At 67.6% G+C, this 17,284-nt stretch carries 18 protein-coding genes; all 18 read left to right on the top strand.

Going from position 1 to position 17,284, the window contains the following annotated elements; genetic code table 11:
• The first annotated feature begins 157 nt into the window (after positions 1-157).
• The 18 genes from acpP to nuoI all read left to right on the top strand — a co-directional run bounded on the left by acpP (position 158) and on the right by nuoI (position 17,282).
• Complete coding sequence (acpP, locus tag LQ772_RS10015; protein WP_091336635.1) at positions 158-397, top strand: acyl carrier protein; 240 nt, start codon at positions 158-160, stop codon at positions 395-397.
• A gap of 184 nt (positions 398-581) precedes the next feature.
• On the top strand, positions 582-1,820 hold the full coding sequence (gene fabF, locus LQ772_RS10010; protein WP_231320582.1) for a beta-ketoacyl-ACP synthase II: 1,239 nt from the start codon (positions 582-584) through the stop codon (positions 1,818-1,820).
• An 8-nt stretch (positions 1,821-1,828) separates the two neighbouring features.
• Entirely contained in the window at positions 1,829-3,163 is a 1,335-nt protein-coding gene (locus tag LQ772_RS10005; protein WP_425600782.1) for an aminodeoxychorismate synthase component I, read from the top strand.
• Positions 3,160-3,969, top strand: a complete 810-nt coding sequence (pabC, locus tag LQ772_RS10000) for an aminodeoxychorismate lyase (RefSeq protein ID WP_231320581.1) — start codon at positions 3,160-3,162, stop codon at positions 3,967-3,969. The genes LQ772_RS10005 and pabC overlap by 4 nt, the downstream gene beginning before the upstream one ends.
• Positions 3,970-4,074: 105 nt before the next feature.
• Positions 4,075-5,115 carry an endolytic transglycosylase MltG gene (gene mltG, locus LQ772_RS09995; RefSeq protein ID WP_231320579.1) on the top strand — a complete coding sequence of 347 codons (1,041 nt, stop codon included), beginning with the start codon at positions 4,075-4,077 and terminating at the stop codon, positions 5,113-5,115.
• Positions 5,108-5,752: a dTMP kinase gene (tmk, locus tag LQ772_RS09990; RefSeq protein WP_231320577.1), complete on the top strand. Its 645-nt coding sequence runs from the start codon at positions 5,108-5,110 to the stop codon at positions 5,750-5,752. Before mltG ends, tmk begins: the two co-directional genes overlap by 8 nt.
• Positions 5,749-6,687 carry a DNA polymerase III subunit delta' gene (holB, locus tag LQ772_RS09985; RefSeq protein WP_231320575.1) on the top strand — a complete coding sequence of 313 codons (939 nt, stop codon included), beginning with the start codon at positions 5,749-5,751 and terminating at the stop codon, positions 6,685-6,687. The genes tmk and holB overlap by 4 nt, the downstream gene beginning before the upstream one ends.
• Before the next feature lie 141 nt (positions 6,688-6,828).
• On the top strand, positions 6,829-7,758 hold the full coding sequence (locus tag LQ772_RS09980; RefSeq protein ID WP_231320573.1) for a PIG-L deacetylase family protein: 930 nt from the start codon (positions 6,829-6,831) through the stop codon (positions 7,756-7,758).
• Between the two features lie 167 nt (positions 7,759-7,925).
• Positions 7,926-8,279 carry a PilZ domain-containing protein gene (locus LQ772_RS09975; protein ID WP_231320571.1) on the top strand — a complete coding sequence of 118 codons (354 nt, stop codon included), beginning with the start codon at positions 7,926-7,928 and terminating at the stop codon, positions 8,277-8,279.
• A gap of 315 nt (positions 8,280-8,594) precedes the next feature.
• A complete protein-coding gene (locus LQ772_RS09970; RefSeq protein WP_231326002.1) occupies positions 8,595-8,951 on the top strand; it encodes an NADH-quinone oxidoreductase subunit A in 357 nt (118 codons plus the stop codon).
• A gap of 4 nt (positions 8,952-8,955) precedes the next feature.
• Entirely contained in the window at positions 8,956-9,513 is a 558-nt protein-coding gene (locus LQ772_RS09965) for a NuoB/complex I 20 kDa subunit family protein (RefSeq protein ID WP_231320569.1), read from the top strand.
• Between the two features lie 13 nt (positions 9,514-9,526).
• A complete protein-coding gene (locus LQ772_RS09960) occupies positions 9,527-10,258 on the top strand; it encodes an NADH-quinone oxidoreductase subunit C (protein WP_231320568.1) in 732 nt (243 codons plus the stop codon).
• 1 nt (position 10,259) lies between these two features.
• Positions 10,260-11,513 (top strand): NADH-quinone oxidoreductase subunit D, encoded by a 1,254-nt coding sequence (locus LQ772_RS09955; RefSeq protein WP_231320567.1) that lies wholly within the window; start codon positions 10,260-10,262, stop codon positions 11,511-11,513.
• A 21-nt stretch (positions 11,514-11,534) separates the two neighbouring features.
• Entirely contained in the window at positions 11,535-12,062 is a 528-nt protein-coding gene (nuoE, locus tag LQ772_RS09950) for an NADH-quinone oxidoreductase subunit NuoE (protein ID WP_231320566.1), read from the top strand.
• Positions 12,063-12,070: 8 nt separating this feature from the next.
• The gene (gene nuoF, locus LQ772_RS09945) at positions 12,071-13,396 is read left to right on the top strand and encodes an NADH-quinone oxidoreductase subunit NuoF (protein ID WP_231320565.1); all 1,326 of its coding nucleotides are present in this window, start codon (positions 12,071-12,073) and stop codon (positions 13,394-13,396) included.
• Positions 13,396-15,726 carry an NADH-quinone oxidoreductase subunit NuoG gene (gene nuoG / locus LQ772_RS09940; RefSeq protein WP_231320564.1) on the top strand — a complete coding sequence of 777 codons (2,331 nt, stop codon included), beginning with the start codon at positions 13,396-13,398 and terminating at the stop codon, positions 15,724-15,726. The genes nuoF and nuoG overlap by 1 nt, the downstream gene beginning before the upstream one ends.
• A gap of 3 nt (positions 15,727-15,729) precedes the next feature.
• Positions 15,730-16,782 carry an NADH-quinone oxidoreductase subunit NuoH gene (gene nuoH, locus LQ772_RS09935; protein WP_231320563.1) on the top strand — a complete coding sequence of 351 codons (1,053 nt, stop codon included), beginning with the start codon at positions 15,730-15,732 and terminating at the stop codon, positions 16,780-16,782.
• A gap of 8 nt (positions 16,783-16,790) precedes the next feature.
• Positions 16,791-17,282: an NADH-quinone oxidoreductase subunit NuoI gene (gene nuoI / locus LQ772_RS09930; protein ID WP_231320562.1), complete on the top strand. Its 492-nt coding sequence runs from the start codon at positions 16,791-16,793 to the stop codon at positions 17,280-17,282.
• The last annotated feature ends 2 nt before the right edge of the window (positions 17,283-17,284 follow it).

Raw genomic sequence — 17,284 nt, 5'->3', positions numbered from 1 at the left:
GCGACAATTGACCTTTCGCGCCGGCCGGAAAGCCTGCGCGTTTGAACCTGTCGGCGGACCAATGGCGGCCTGGTCGCTTAGCCACTACAATTCGCCGTCCTTTGCCGGACCCGTGCCGGCCCGACAAAAAAGCACACCCCTTGGGAGGTTTGGCAACATGAGCACCATCGAAGAGCGCGTCAAGAAGATCGTCATCGAGCAGCTGGGCGTGAAGGAAGACGAAGTCACGGCGAACGCTTCGTTCGTGGACGACCTGGGCGCCGATTCGCTGGACACGGTGGAGCTGGTGATGGCTCTCGAGGAAGAGTTCGAGACCGAGATCCCGGACGAAGAGGCCGAGAAGATCACCACCGTTCAGCAGGCCGTGGACTACATCAAGGCCCACACCAAGGACTGATCGGTTTCGTGGCCGGTGTCTGCGCCCATGGCGGCGCGGGTTCCGTTCACGTGGCGATACTGAAAGCTGCGCCACCTTGGCGCAGTTTTCGTTTCTGCGTTTTGAAACGTCCGATACCGTATGGTGGCTGGACGCCGGCCGTTGCGCAGCAGCGAGCCCAGAGAACACGTAAGGATTAAAATCCATGAGCAAACGACGCGTCGTAGTGACCGGCATGGGCATCATTTCGCCGGTCGGCAATGACATCGCCACCGCCTGGGACAACATCCTCAAGGGCAACAGCGGCATCGGCCAGGTGACCCACTTCGACGCCACCGGCTATGCCACGCGCATTGCCGGGCAGGTGCGCGACTTCGACCCAGCACAGTGGATGCCGCCGAAGGACGTCAAGAAGATGGATCCGTTCATCCACTACGGGATTGCAGCCGGCACGCAGGCGCTGCGCGATTCCGGACTGGAGATCACCGAGGCGAACGCGCCGCGTATCGGCGTGGCCGTCGGCGCCGGCATCGGTGGTCTGAACACCATCGAGGACACCTCGATCGAACTGCACGAGAAGGGCCCGCGTCGCGTGTCGCCCTTCTTCGTGCCCAGCTCGATCATCAACATGGTGTCCGGCCACCTGTCGATCATGTTCGGCCTCAAGGGCCCGAACATTGCTTGTGTCACCGCCTGCACCACGGCCACGCACAACATCGGCCTTGCGATGCGCATGATCCAGTACGGCGATGCGGACGTGATGATCGCCGGCGGCGCCGAGTTCGCCACCACCGGCACGGCGATGGCGGGTTTCTGCTCGGCCAAGGCCATGTCCACCCGCAACGACGAGCCGACCAAGGCCAGTCGCCCGTGGGACAAGGACCGCGACGGCTTCGTGCTGTCCGACGGCGCAGGCGTGCTGATGCTGGAAGAGTACGAACACGCGAAGGCACGTGGCGCGAAGATCTACGCCGAGCTGGTCGGCTTCGGCATGAGCGGCGACGCGTACCACATCACCGCGCCGAGCGAGGGCGGCGAGGGTGCCGCGCGCTGCATGCAGGCGGCGCTGGACGACGCCGGCGTCAATCCGACCGAAGTGCAGTACATCAATGCGCACGGCACCTCCACGCCGCTGGGCGACCTCGGCGAGGTGATGGCGGCCAAGAAGGTGTTCGGCGAGCACGCCTACAAGCTGGCAATGAGTTCGACCAAGTCGACCACCGGCCACCTGCTGGGTGCTGCGGGTGGCGTCGAGGCGATCTTCACCATCCTGGCGCTGCGCGATCAGGTGCTGCCCCCGACGATCAACCTGGACGAGCCGAGCGAAGGCTGCGACCTGGACTTCGTGCCGCACACGGCCCGCAAGGCCGACGTGGACGTCGCGATCTCCAACTCCTTCGGCTTTGGTGGGACCAACGGCACGCTGGTCTTCCGCCGCCACTGAGCGGAAGCGTGGGCGGCCATCTGAGGGTTCTTGACGGCCGGCGCGACCTGCTCGCGCCGGCCGCTGCTTTTGCGGACCGCTATCCCTGCCTGCTCGAAAGCGTGGTGCGCGGCAGCGCGCAGGCGCGCTACGACATCCTGTTCGCGTTTCCGCGCGAAAAACTTCAATTGCAGGCCGACGGCCGTCTACAAGAGCAGCCGGGTGCCCGATTCCTCGACGCGCTCGACGCCGCCTGGCAGGCCGAGCGCGTGCCGCTGCAGCACGACGGGCTGCCGTTCCACGGTGGCTGGGTGCTGATGCTGGCCTATGAACTGGCCGGTGAAATCGAGCCGCGCCTCCGCCTGCCGCCCGGCGGGGGCCTGCCTGTGGCGCTGGCGTTGCGTTGTCCGGCGGCGATCATCATCGACCATGCCCGCGACCGCACGCTGCTGGTGGCCGAGGCAGGAGACGCCGGCCTGCTCGATGCGATGGAGGCGGACCTTGCCGTCTCCCTTGCGTTGCCCGCGCTGGCTCCGCCGATCGCCATCGAAGAGGATTCGCCCGAACGTTTCCTGGGTGGCGTCGCCCGCGTCCACGAACACCTGCATGCCGGCGACATCTTCCAGGCCAATCTCTCGCGCGCCTGGCGCGCGCACTATGCGCGGCCGCCCGCGCCGACTGCCTTGTACGGAGCGTTGCGTGCGGCCAACCCGGCGCCGTTCGCGGGCCTGTTGCAACAGCCTGGCTGGGCCGTGGTCAGCTCCTCGCCCGAGCGGCTGGTCGAAGTGCGCGACGGCGTGGCGCAGACGCGTCCCATCGCGGGTACGCGCCCACGCGTGGCCGGCGACGACGACGCGGCGCGCATCCGCGAACTCGCCGCGCATCCGAAGGAGCGCGCCGAACACGTCATGCTGATCGACCTGGAGCGCAACGATCTCGGCCGTGTCTGCGTGCCGGGCACGGTCGTGGTCGACGAGCTCATGGTGGTGGAGAGCTACGCCCACGTGCACCACATCGTTTCCAACGTGCGCGGGCGCCTGCGCGAGGGCGTGACGCCAGGGCAGGTGATCGCCGCGACCTTTCCGGGCGGCACCATCACCGGTTGCCCCAAGGTGCGCTGCATGGAGATCATCGCCGCGATCGAGGAGGGGCCTCGCGGCGCCTACACCGGTGCGCTGGGTTACCTCGACCTGAGCGGCGAGCTCGACCTCAACATCCTGATACGCACGTTCACCCAGACCGGTTCCGACGTCACACTGCGCGCCGGGGCCGGCATCGTGACCGACTCGATCGCCGAGCGCGAACTGGACGAAACCCGCGCCAAGGCCCGAGGCCTGCTGCGCGCACTGGGAGCGCCCGGTTGATGGCGCGCGTGCTGGTCGACGGGCAGGCAGGCGACCGGGTTTCGGTCCTGGACCGTGGACTCGGTTATGGCGATGGCCTGTTCGAGACGATCCGCTTCCTCGGCGCGGACGCGCCGTTGTGGTCGCGCCACATGCACCGCCTGGAGGACGGTTGCCGCCGGCTGGGGCTGCTCATGCCAAGTACTGGCACGCTGCTCGCCGAGGCGCGCGCCGTGTCGCGGGAACTGGCGCAATCGGTCGTGCGCATCACCCTGACGCGGGGAATCGGCGCGCGCGGCTACAAGCCGCCTTCGAAGCCCCAGTCCAGCCGCATCGTTGCCGCCTTCGACGTTCCGCCACGCGACGAGGCCGCGCAGGCCGAGGGCATCCGCGTGCGCCTGTGCTCCATGCGCCTGGGTTCGCAGCCGGTGCTCGCCGGCCTCAAGCATCTCAATCGCCTGGAGCAGGTGCTGGCCCGCGCCGAATGGGATGACCCGGCAATCGCCGAAGGGTTGTTGTGCGACGCCGACGGATTGGCGATCTCGGCCACCGCGGCCAATCTTTTTGCGGTATTCGCCGGCGTGCTTGCCACGCCGGCAATCGATCGCTGCGGCGTGGCCGGGGTGGCCAGGGCGCAGGTGCTAGCCGCATGGCCGCAGGTGCGGGTGCGCCGGATTCCGCTTGACGAACTTCGCGGCGCCGACGAGCTCTTTCTATCCTCGAGCGTGCGCGGCATCCTGCCGGTTCGCGAACTGGACGGCAGCGCTTTTGCAGTTGGCCCGGTCGCGCGCGCGCTGCAGTCGCATTGGCGCGAACTGGGTTTTTAGGATGCTCTGATCGATGCTGTGCAGGTGGCACAACGCGTCGTCGTTTTGTTTCGCGCGCCGGTGACGCCTGCGTAGAATGGATCGGATCATCCTTGGGAGTCGTCGATGGGGCGCAAGAAGAGAAAGGGGCGAGCCGCCTGGCGCATCCTGACCTGGGTGCTGCTGCTGGGCGTGCTGGCCGCCGCGGTGGCAGGCTGGTACGACTTCGAGCGCTTCAGCCGCGCACCGCTCGCGGTCGGCCCGCAGCGCCAGACGATCGACGTCGCGCGAGGCACCAGCCTGCGCGGCATCGTGGCGCAATTGCGTGCGCGCGACCTTACCCATGCACCCTCGCTGTACTGGCGCGTGCTGGCCGAACGCATGCGGGTGGCCGACCGGCTGCATGCCGGCGAGTACGCGCTCGACCCGGGCGTCACGCCCGGCCAACTGCTCAATGCCATGGCCACCGGCCGCGTGTTGCAGCGCGACTTCACCATCGTCGACGGCTGGACCTTCCGCCAACTGCGCGATGCCCTGGCGAACGTACCCACGCTGCGCCACGAGGGTGCTTCGCTGGACGACGCCAGCCTGATGCAACACATCGGGGCCGCTGGCGAGATGCCCGAGGGCCGCTTCCTGCCCGAGACCTACGCCTACGTCAAAGGCGACAGCGACCTGGACATCCTCAAGCGCGCGCACCGGGCCATGGTGCATGCGCTGGCCGAACTCTGGCCCAACCGCGACAAGGACCTGCCGCTGGCCACGCCATACGACGCGTTGATCCTGGCCTCCATCGTGGAGAAGGAAACCGGACGCGCCGACGAGCGGTCGAAGATTGCCGGGGTATTCGTACGCAGGCTGGAAAACCACATGTTGTTGCAGACCGACCCGGCGGTGATCTACGGCATGGGGGCGACCTACGCCGGCAACATCCGCCGCAGCGATCTGCTCGCGGACACGCCCTACAACACCTACCTGCACGCGGGCCTGCCGCCCACGCCGATCGCGCTGCCGGGGCAGCCGGCGATCCAGGCCGCGCTGCATCCGGCACCGGGCAAGGCGTTGTACTTCGTGGCCCGCGGCGACGGCAGCCACGTGTTCGCCAGCTCGCTGGCCGAGCACAACCGCAACGTCGCCTGCTATCAGCTGAAGCGCTGCCATGACTGATACCCGGCGCGGACGCTTCATCTCGCTCGAGGGCGGCGAAGGCGCGGGCAAGAGCACGTTGCTGGCTGCCCTGCGTGAATACATCGCGGGGCAGGGCATCGGGCTGGTGCAGACCCGCGAGCCCGGTGGCACGACGGTGGGGGAAGCGATCCGCGCGATCGTACTCGACCCGCAAACGCGCGGAATGGCCGGCGAAACGGAACTGCTGCTGATGTTCGCCTCCCGCGCCCAGCTCGTGCGCGAAACCATCGCCCCGGCCCTTGCTGCCGGGCAATGGGTGCTGTGCGACCGCTACGTCGATGCCAGCTATGCCTATCAGGGCGGCGGCCGCGGCCAACCGCAAGAACGTATCGCCGAACTCGAACGCTGGGCCTGCGCTGGGGTCGTGCCGGACCTGACCCTGTTGCTCGATCTGCCGGTGGCGACGGGCCGCGCACGCGCCGCCGGCCGGGGCGAAGCGGACCGCATCGAGACCGAAGCCGATGCTTTCTTCGAGCGCGTGCGCGCGAACTATCGCGCGCGTGCCGCGGCAGAGCCCCACCGCTTCCGCGTGATCGACGCCGGTCGATCGCCCGAGGCCGTGCTGCAGGCGGCCCTCTCGGCGCTCGCGCCGCTGTTCGCGGAGGACGCGACATGAGTACACCGCCGCCCTGGCACGGGGCGCACTGGCAACGGCTGCAATCGCGCCTGGCGCGCGAGGCTTTGCCACACGCGCTGCTGCTGTGCGGTCCCGCAGGCCTGGGCAAGCGCGCCTTCCTGCGTCGGTTCGTGCGTGGCCTCCTGTGCGATCGCCCGCGCGAGGGTGAAGCCTGCGGCCAGTGTCGCGCCTGCCTGTTGCTCGACGCCGGCACGCACCCGGACTTCGTCACCATCAGCTATGGCCTGCGCAAGGACGGCGTCCAGCGCAAGGAGATCGTCGTCGAGCAGATCCGCGAACTGTCCGCGCGGCTGGCCATGGCCAGCCAGTTCGGCGGCTGGCAGATCGCGGTGATCGACCCGGCCGATGCGATGAACGCATCCGCCGCCAACGCCCTGCTCAAGACGCTCGAGGAGCCCTCGCCGCAGACCCTCTTGCTGCTGGTCGCCGACGCCCCCTGGCGGCTGCCGCAGACGATCCGCAGCCGTTGCCAGCGGATCGAGTTCCAGCTGCCGCCGCCGGACGAGGCGATGGCCTGGTTGAGGGCGCGGGGCGTTGCCGATCCCTCTACCGCGCTGCAGGCGGCCGGGGGCAATCCCGGCCTGGCCCAAGCCTGGGCAGAGCAGGGTGCGCTGGCACGCCGGCAAGCGGTGCGCAAAGATCTGGCGGCGTTGGCCGCCGGTCGCGCCGAACCGATGGAAGTCGCACGCCGCTGGCTGGACGCCGAGCCGGAGCAGTGTCTGTGGTTTGCCGCGCAGGCGGCCGTGGACGAAGCGCGGGCGCGCGCGACCGGCGGCGCAGCGCCGCTTGGCAGCCAGCTCGAAGCCGACGCGCTGGCTGACTGGTTCGCCGCCGCCAGCCGAACGCGCGACGCCCTGCGCGGTCCGCTGCGCGGCGACCTGCTGCTGCTAGAGTTGCTCGCCGGTTGGCACTGACCCGATGACTGCGGGTCTGTCCAGTCGCCTGCCTCACGCTACACGTAGTGCGAACACGCGCTGCCGCAAGCTGCGCGCAACGATCGCTTGCGGCCCGAAGCCCAGGCGTTCCCCACACCCTGGCGCGGGAGGCGCCACGACATGCCGTTGAGCCCGGAGCTGTACAGCCCCGACGCGCGGACCCGCCTGCTGGTGGTGGCGCCGCATCCCGACGACGAAACCATAGGCACCGGCGAACTGCTGCAACTCGTGCGTGCGGCGGGCGGTGAGGTGCGCGTGCTGCTGCTCAGCGACGGCGACGACAACCCTTGGCCGCAACGCTGGATCGAACGCCGCCTGCGTATCGGCGATGCCGAGCGCGCGCGCTGGGGACGGCGGCGACGCGGCGAGGTTGCCGAGGCCCTGCGCCGGCTCGACGTGCCGTTCGATGCCCTTCATGCAATGGGCTGGCCCGACATGGGCCTCACCGCGCTGGTGCGCGAGGATGCCTCGATGGCACGCGCGCGGCTGGTCGAGGAGCTGGTGGATTTCCGGCCAAACGTAGTCGCCTTGCCGGCACTGTCCGATCGCCATCCCGACCACGGCAGCGCCCACGTACTGATGCGGCTGGCCCTGGCCGACTGGGACGCCGAGCCGCCTCTGCTGTTCAGCTACCTGGTGCACGGTCGCGGAGAGGCATCTCCCGACGTCGCCCTGCCTGCCGCAGCCGGACGCCACGCGGTCAAGCTCGCGGCGTTGACGGCCCACGGCAGCCAGATGGCGTTGAGCGCAGGCCGCATGCGCCGCCTGACCGATCGCCCCGAGCGTTACGACCGCGTCGCCCGCCCCCCGGCCGACCGCGAGGCGGGCGCGCTGCCCTGGCATCCCAGGGCCTGGCGCTCGCAACTGCGCCTGACCATCGCCAGCCCGGACGGCGTGCGCCACTGGCCCTGGACCGACGCACCATTGCAGCGCGACGGGCAGGGCCGCTGGCGCCTGGCCGAGGTACCCACGGCACCATGCTTTGCCCGGCTGGACATGGACGTGCCATCGCCGTGGATCTTCGATCGCTGGGGCTGGTGCGAGCTGTAGCCTCCGTGGTCGGGGTGGCGTGGGCTTGAGCCACCGCCCTTCGCGGCAATGTGGCCCGGTTGGCTGAAGTCCACCCTACGCGATCGGCTGGCTTTGCGCCCGCCCATCTCGCTCGCTACGATGCCCGGGCGCCGGCCGAAACCGGCCGTTCGTTCCGGAGCCCAAGCATGACCCCCACCGCCGCCCGTCAGGGCATCATCTCCCTGAAGATCAAGGACGCCGCGTCGCTCTACAACGCGTACATGCCGTTCCTGAAGAACGGCGGCCTGTTCGCGCCGACCGCGCAACGCTACGCGCTGGGCGATGAGGTCGTGCTGCTGATCACGCTGATGGACGAAACCGAACGATTGTCGGTGGTGGGAAAGGTGGCGTGGATCAGCCCGCTCGGTGCGCAGGGCAACCGCACCGCCGGCATCGGCGTGCACTTCAACGAGTCCGGCGATGCCGAGGTGGCGCGTCAGCGCATCGAGAACATCCTGGCCGGCGTGCTTTCGTCAGAGCGCCCGACCCACACCATGTAGCGCACGGCCGCGGCAAATCTCGCGCCGCTCCGGCCCCTTCCGCGCGCTCTTCGCACCGTCGCCTGCGATTTGTGAGAACGGGCGCCATTAACCAATAACTGTCGCGTCCGCAATACTTGGCGTAGTCCCCGCGCGCGCTGATACAATGCCGCGGTTACACGAATGGATTTCGTGGAAATCGGGCGCTCGCGGCCCCCACGCGTGCGATCGTGGCTGGACAGCCCCTGCCGTGCGCGGCCTGCCGAATCGAACCAGCCTGACCGCCGACGTTGGCGGTCACTGATGCGTCCGAAGGGCGCGGAGGTACGTTGCATCGTGCTTGCTCAATACTGGCCTATCTTGCTGTTCATCGGCGTTGCCGCCGGCCTGGGCGTGGTGCTGCTGATCATCGGCATGCTCGCCGGCCCGCGCCGTCCCGAGGCGATCAAGCTCGCACCGTACGAGTGCGGCTTCGAGGCCTTCGAAGACGCCCGCATGCGCTTCGACGTCCGTTATTACCTGCTGGCGATCCTTTTCATCATCTTTGACCTGGAAATCGCCTTCCTGTTTCCATGGGCGGTGGTGTTCCAGCAGATCGGCATCGTCGCGCTGATCGAGATGGCGCTGTTCCTGCTGCTGCTGGTGGTCGGGTTCGCGTACGTGTGGAAGAAGGGCGCACTGGAATGGGACTGATCTAATGGGAATGCTGTCTTCCATCGACCGGGTGATGCACAACCCGGAACCGCTGAACCTGGTCGACGACATCCTGCGCCCGGCCGAGGACAACCCGGTCGTGCAGCGCGGCTTCGCCACCACCTCGGTCGACGCGCTGATGAACTGGGCGCGCACCGGCTCGATGTGGCCGATGACCTTCGGCCTGGCCTGCTGCGCGGTCGAGATGATGCACGCCGGCGCGGCGCGACTGGACCTGGACCGCTACGGCGTGATCTTCCGCCCGAGTCCGCGCCAGTCCGACGTGATGATCGTCGCCGGCACGCTGGTCAACAAGATGGCGCCGGCATTGCGCCGCGTCTACGACCAGATGCCCGACCCGAAGTGGGTGATCTCGATGGGTAGCTGCGCCAACGGCGGCGGCTACTACCACTATTCGTACTCGGTGGTGCGCGGCTGCGATCGCATCGTGCCGGTGGACATCTACGTGCCCGGCTGCCCGCCGACGGCCGAAGCGCTGATCCACGGCATCCTGCAATTGCAGAAGAAGATCCGCCGCACCAGCACCATCGCCCGCGGCTAAGGCCCAGAAGCCCATGACCGATACGCAAAACACTTCGCTCGCCGCGCGCCTTGCGGCGCGGTTCGGCGACACCCTGTCGCTGCTGCCCGCGCGCGGCGGCGAGACGACCGCCGAGTTGGCCGCCGCCGATCTGCTGAGCGTCGCCACTGCGCTCCGCGACGAGCCGGACTTCCGCTTCGAGCAGCTGATCGACGTCTGCGGTGTCGACTACCTCGGCTACGGCCAGGACGAGTGGGCCACCGAAACGGTCACGGCCACCGGCTTCTCGCGTGGCGTCGAAGGCCAGGCCATGGGCCGCTTCAACTGGGCGGAGCGCCCACGCGATGCCAACATGCCGCGCCGCTTTGCCGTGGTCGTGCATCTGCTTTCGCTCACGCACAACCGGCGCCTGCGCCTGCGCGTGTTCTGCGAAGACGACGCGCTGCCGATGGTGCCTTCGCTCACCGGGATCTGGCCGGTGGCCAACTGGTTCGAGCGCGAGACGTTCGACCTGTACGGCATCATCTTCGATGGCCATCCGGATCTGCGCCGCATCCTCACCGATTATGGTTTCGTCGGCCATCCGTTCCGCAAGGATTTCCCGCTGATCGGCAACGTCGAGGTCCGCTACGACGCCGAGCAGCAGCGCGTGGTCTATCAGCCCGTGACCATCGAGCCGCGCGTGCTGGTGCCGCGCGTTATCCGCGACGATGCCGATCTTGTCCAGGCCAGAGCCGAGGCCGCCGACGACTGGCGGAAGAACTGACATGCAGGAAATCCGCAATTACACGATGAACTTCGGCCCGCAGCATCCGGCCGCGCACGGCGTGCTGCGCCTGGTGCTGGAGATGGATGGCGAGACCGTGGTGCGCGCCGATCCGCACGTGGGCCTGCTCCATCGCGGTACCGAGAAGCTGGCCGAGTCCAAGCCGTTCAACCAGTCGATCGGCTACATGGATCGCCTGGACTACGTGTCGATGATGTGCAACGAGCACGCCTACGTGCGCGCGATCGAGACCCTGCTGGGCATCGAGGCGCCGGAGCGTGCGCAGTACATCCGCACGATGTTCGACGAGATCACCCGCATCCTGAACCATTTGATGTGGATCGGCTCGAACGCGCTCGACCTTGGCGCCATGGCGGTCTTCCTCTACGCGTTCCGCGAGCGCGAGGAGTTGATGGACGTCTACGAGGCCGTGTCTGGCGCGCGCATGCACGCGACCTACTACCGTCCGGGCGGTGTCTACCGCGACCTGCCCGACCGCATGCCGCAGTACAAGGAGTCGCCCTGGCACAAGGGCGCGGACCTGAAGCGCATCAACAGCGCGCGCGAAGGCTCGATGCTGGACTTCATCGAGGAGTTCACCCGCATTTTCCCGTCGCGTGTGGACGAGTACGAGGACCTGCTCACCACCAACCGCATCTGGAAGCAGCGTACCGTCGGCATCGGCGTGATCAGCCCTGACATGGCCAAAGCCTGGGGCATGACCGGCGCGATGCTTCGCGGTTCGGGCGTGGAGTGGGACCTGCGCAAGAAGCAGCCTTACGCCAGGTATGCGCAGATGGACTTCGACATTCCGGTCGGCGTCAACGGCGACTGCTACGACCGCTACCTCGTGCGCGTGGAAGAGATGCGCCAGTCCAATCGCATCATCAAGCAGTGCGTGGACTGGCTGCGCGCCAATCCCGGCCCGGTGATGGTGACGAACTTCAAGGTCGCGCCGCCCTCGCGCGAAGAGATGAAGGAGAGCATGGAAGCGCTCATCCACCATTTCAAATTGTTCACCGAAGGCTACGGCGTTCCCGCCGGCGAGACCTACTGCGCGGTCGAGGCGCCCAAGGGCGAGTTCGGCTGCTACCTGGTTTCCGACGGCGCCAACAAGCCCTTCCGCGTGCACCTGCGCGCGCCGGGCTTCGCCCACCTCTCGTCGATGGACGCCACCGTCAGCGGCCACATGCTGGCCGACGTGGTGGCGATGATCGGCACCTACGATCTCGTGTTCGGCGAAGTCGACCGCTAAGCCGGCACCGAGGAGATTCCCATGAAGGCCACCGGAAATTACGAGCAGGTCAAGCACGTCGATCCGCTCGTCGTGCTGAGCGAGCACACCCGCCACCACATCGACGAATGGGTCGCCAAGTTCCCGGCCGACCGCAAGCGCTCGGCGCTGATCCAGGCGCTGTTCGCCGCGCAGGAGCAGAACCAGGGCTTCCTCACCGACGACCTGATCGTGGCGGTGACCAAGTACCTCGACCTGCCCGCCGTGTGGGGCTACGAAGTGGCGAGCTTCTACTCGATGCTCGAAACCAAGCCGGTCGGCCGTAACAACGTGGCGATCTGCACCAACATCTCGTGCTGGCTCAACGGCGCCGAAGGCCTGGTGCGCCACTGCGAGAAGAAGCTGGGCGTGAAGCTCGGCGAAAGCACGCCGGACGGCCGCGTGTACCTCAAACGCGAAGAAGAGTGCATCGCCGCCTGCGTGTATGCGCCGGCGATGACGGTCAACGGTCATTACCACGAGCGGCTCACGCCCGAGAAGCTCGACGAAATTCTCGACGGTCTGGAGTGAGGCAGGGCATGGCTAGCAGCAACGGTCCGGTCGGACCCGCACCGCAAGACCACCAGGTCGTCTACACGACGCTGCACTTCGACACGCCGTGGTCGATGGACAGCTACGAGAAGGTCGACGGCTACAAGGCGTGGCGCAAGATCCTCGCCGAGAAGCCCGATCCCGCCGGCCTGATCGAAGAGGTCAAGAAGTCCAGCCTGCGCGGCCGTGGCGGCGCGGGCTTTCCGACGGGCCTGAAGTGGTCGTTCATGCCCAAAGGCACGATGCAGAAGTACATCCTCTGCAACTCGGACGAGTCCGAGCCTGGCACCGCCAAGGATCGCGACATCCTGCGCTACAACCCGCATTCGGTCATCGAAGGCCTGGCGATCGCCTGCTACTGCACCGGCTCGACCGTCGCCTACAACTACCTGCGCGGCGAGTTCCACCACGAGCCCTACGAGCACTTCGAGGCGGCGCTGAAGGAAGCCTACGCGGCAGGGCTGCTGGGCAAGAACGTCGGCGGCTCGGGCATCGATGTGGACATCTATACGGCGCTGGGCGCCGGCGCCTATATCTGCGGCGAGGAAACCGCGCTGATGGAATCGCTGGAAGGCAAGAAGGGCCAGCCGCGCTTCAAGCCGCCGTTCCCCGCCAACTTCGGCCTGTACGGCAAGCCGACCACGATCAACAACACCGAGACCTACGCCTCGGTGCCGGCGATCCTGCGCAACGGCGCCGACTGGTTCTTGAACCTCGGCAAGCCGAACAACGGCGGCCCGAAGATCTTCTCGGTCTCCGGCCACGTGAACAACCCGGGCAACTTCGAGATCCGCCTGGGCACGCCGTTCCAGGACCTGCTGGCGATGGCCGGTGGCGTGCGCAATGGCCATCAGCTCAAGGCGGTGATTCCGGGCGGCTCCTCGATGAAGGTGCTGCCGGCGGCGACCATGCTCGAGTGCACGATGGACTACGACAGCCTGCAGAAGGCCGGCTCGGGACTTGGTTCGGGCGCGGTCATCGTGATGGACGACACCACCTGCATGGTGCGCGCCTGCCACCGCATCGCGCGCTTCTACATGGCCGAGTCCTGTGGCCAGTGCACGCCGTGCCGCGAAGGCACCGGCTGGATGTACCGCGTGCTCGACCGCATCGTTGCAGGCAAGGGCACCGAGGACGACCTGCATCGCCTGAAGGCGGTGGCCGGCCAGATCGAAGGCCACACCATCTGCGCCTTCGGTGAAGCCGCGGCCTGGCCGGTGCAGGGCTTCCTGCACCACTTCTGGAACGAATTCGAATACTTCGTCGAGCACGGTCGCTCGATGACCGACGACAAGCTTGGAGTCGCCGCCTGATGAGCGCGCAGCCGACCACCACCGCGCCGGACCTGATCAACATCGAGGTCGACGGCAAGCCCACGCAGATCCGCAAGGGCGCGATGATCATCGAAGCCGCCGATGCGATCGGCGTGTCGATCCCGCGTTTCTGCTATCACCGCAAGCTCCCGATCGCGGCTAACTGCCGCATGTGCCTGGTCGACGTGGAGATGGGCGGCAAGCTGATGCCCAAGCCGCAACCGGCCTGCGCCACTCCCGTGGCCGAAGGCATGAAGGTGATGACGCGCTCGGACAAGGCGCTGAAGTTCCAGAAGGACGTGATGGAATTCCTTCTGATCAACCACCCGCTGGACTGCCCGATCTGCGACCAGGGCGGCGAGTGCGAGCTGCAGGACGTGGCGCTGGGCTATGGCCGCAGCGTGTCGCGCTACACCGAGCGCAAGCGCACCATCGCCGACGAAAACATCGGGCCGCTGGTCGCCACCGAGATGACCCGCTGCATCCAGTGCACGCGCTGCGTGCGCTTCACCAGCGAGATCGCGGGCACCTACGAGCTCGGCGGCATGAACCGCGGCGAGAACCTGCAGATCGGTACGTACATCGGCAAGACCGTCGAGACCGAGCTCTCGGGCAACATCATCGACGTCTGCCCGGTCGGCGCGCTGACCAACAAGCCGTTCCAGTTCAAGGCGCGCGCCTGGGAGCTGATCGCGCGTCCGTCGATCGCCTACCACGATGCGCTGGGCTCCAACCTGTGGCTGCACACGCGCCGTGGCGAGGTACTGCGCACGGTGCCGCGTGACAACGAGGCGATCAACGAGTGCTGGCTGTCCGACCGTGACCGCTTCAGCTACCAGGGCCTGTACGCCGCCGACCGCCTGCATGCGCCGCAGATCAAGCGCAATGGCCAGTGGCAGCAAGCCAGCTGGGAAGAGGCGCTTTCGGTTGCCGCCGAGGCGCTGAAGTCGGTGCCGGGCAGCGACATGGGCATCCTTGCCTCGCCTGCCACCACCAACGAGGAAGGCGACCTGCTGGTGCGCCTGGCGCGCGGGCTGGGCAGCGCGCACGTCGACCATCGCCTGAGCCAGCTGGACCTGTCCGATCGCCCGGTCGCGGCCCGTTTCGAGGTGCCCGTCGCCGAGGTCAGCCAGGTTCAGGGCGCGCTGTTGGTTGGCTCGGACCTGCGCTACGAAATGCCGCTGCTCAACCATCGCCTGCACCAGGCGGTCAAGCGCGGGGCGAAGGTCTATGCGGTCAATCCGGCGCGCTTCGGCTTCAACTACGCGCTGGCCGGCGAGGCCATCGTATCGCCGGCCGCCCTAGTCGACGCGCTGCTTGCGCTGGCCAAGGCCGCGGTCGCCGACGGCGCCGCCGCGCCGGCCGCGCTAGCCGATGCCATCAACGGTGCCCGGCATGACGAGGGCGACCGCGATGCGATCGCCGTGCTCAAGGGGGGCAAGGCCGTGGTGATCCTGGGCGAGGCTGCCGCCACGCATCCGCAGGCGTCCTGGCTGCGTGCCATCGCGCGATTCATCGCGCAGGCCACCAGTGCCGGCTACAACGAACTGCCGGTCGGCGCGAATGCGCTCGGACTGGGGCAGGGCGGCGTGCTGCCGGGCAACGGTGGCCTCGACGCGCAGGCGATGCTTGCCCAGCCGCGCAAAGGTTACGTCCTCTACGGCGTCGAGCCGCCGCACGACTTCGCCGATGGCGCCAAGGCGCTGGCGGCGCTGCGCGGCGCGCAGGCGGTAGTGGCGTTCAGTGCCTACGCCAGCCCGGCGCTGCGCGAAGTGGCCAACGTGCTCTTGCCGATCGCGCTGCTGCCGGAAAACGACGGCACGCTGGTCAACGTGGATGGCCTGGCGCAGAGCGCCATCGCCGGCGCCAAGGCGCCCGGCGAGGCCCGCGCTGGCTGGAAGGTGCTGCGCGCCCTGGGCGGCCTGCTGCAGTTGGGTGGCTTCGAGTTCGACGACCTGGCTGGCCTGCGCGAGGGCATCGCCGAACGTCCGTTGCCGTCGCACGGCACATCCCTGGCACCGCGCCAGGGTGGGGCAGGCGGCCTTGTGCGCCTGGCGACCTGGCCGATCTATCGCAGCGACGCCGTGCTCCGCCGGGCCACTGCGCTCAATGCGCACCCGATCAACCGCCCGGCCGCCGTGCGCATGAACGCCAACGAGGCCATGCACCAGGGCCTCACCGCCGGCGTGCAGGTGCGCGTCGCCGATGTGCTGCTGCCGGTGGCGATCGACGCCGCCGTGCCCGATGGCGCCGTGTGGATCGAGGCCGCGCACGACCTGACCGCCACGCTGCCGCCGTACGGCGCGGCCATCACCCTGAGCAAGGCGTAACCCATGGGCGAACAACTCCTCAACGAGCTGGTCTGGCCGGTCGTCTACATCCTGTGCATCGCGGTGCCGCTGATCCTGGCGGTGGCCATGTTCGTGTACTGGGAACGCAAGGTCATCGGCTGGATGCACGTACGCATGGGGCCGAACAAGATCGGCCCCTGGGGCGTCCTGCAGGCTTTTGCGGACGTGGTCAAGCTGCTGATCAAGGAAGTGATCCTTCCTTCCAGCGCCAACCGCTTCCTGTACTACATCGCGCCGCTGCTGGCGCTCGTGCCGGCGTTCGCGGCGTGGGCGGTGGTGCCGTTCGACGACAGGATGGTGCTGGCCAACGTCAATGCAGGCCTGCTGTACCTGCTGGCGATGACCTCGCTGGGCGTGTACGGCATCATCCTGGCCGGCTGGGCATCGAACTCGCGCTATGCGCTGCTCGGCGCCATGCGCTCGGCCGCGCAGGTGATCTCCTATGAGCTCGCCATGGGCCTGTCGCTGGTCTGCGTGCTGGTGCTGGCCGGCTCGCTGAATCTGACCGACATCGTGCATGCGCAGGTTGGCGGGAAGGGCTTCCTCGACTGGTTCTGGCTGCCGTTGCTGCCGGTGTTCATCGTCTACTTCATCTCCGGCGTGGCCGAGACCAACCGCGCGCCGTTCGACGTGGCCGAGGGTGAATCGGAAATCGTCGCCGGTTTCCACGTGGAGTATTCCGGCTCGGCCTTCGCGATCTTCTTCCTGGCCGAGTACGCCAACATGATCCTGGTGAGTTTCCTCGCCTCGATCTTCTTCCTCGGCGGCTGGCTGAGTCCGGTGCAGGGCTGGATCACCGCGGACGTCTCGCCCTGGGTCAACTGGATCTGGACCGGCAGCATCATCTGGCTGCTGATCAAGGCCTTCCTGATGTCCTTCCTGTTCCTGTGGTTCCGCGCGACGTTCCCGCGCTACCGCTACGACCAGATCATGCGGCTGGGCTGGAAGGTGTTCATTCCCATCACGATCGTATGGGTCCTCGTGGCCGGCTGCATGAAGTATTTCGGCTGGGTCATCGCCGGCACGGGGGCCTAAGGCAACTCATGAACCGCATTACCGACTACTTCAAAAGCCTGCTGCTCATCGAGCTGCTCAAGGGCATGGCGCTGACCTTGCGCTACATGTTCAAGCCCAAGTACACCGTGCGCTTCCCGATGGAGCACATTCCGCGGTCGAACCGCTTCCGCGGCCTGCATGCGCTGCGCCGGTATCCGAACGGCGAGGAGCGCTGCATCGCCTGCAAGCTGTGCGAGGCGGTGTGCCCGGCGCTGGCGATCACCATCGACTCCGCTCCGCGCGAGGGCGATGGCCAGCGCCGCACCACGCGCTACGACATCGACCTGTTCAAGTGCATCTTCTGCGGCTTCTGCGAGGAGAGCTGCCCGGTCGACTCGATCGTCGAGACCTCGGTGATGGAATACCACTTCGAGCAGCGTGGCCAGAACGTGGTGACCAAGGCGCAGCTGCTCGCCATCGGCGACCGCTTCGAGCCGGAGATCGCCGCGGCCCGCGCGCAAGACGCGGCGTACCGCTAAAG

The organism is Frateuria edaphi, assembly GCF_021117405.1.
Lineage (GTDB): Bacteria > Pseudomonadota > Gammaproteobacteria > Xanthomonadales > Rhodanobacteraceae > Frateuria_A > Frateuria_A edaphi.
Note: the sequence above shows the minus strand (reverse complement) of the source record. Positions and strands in the feature narration are given on the sequence as shown.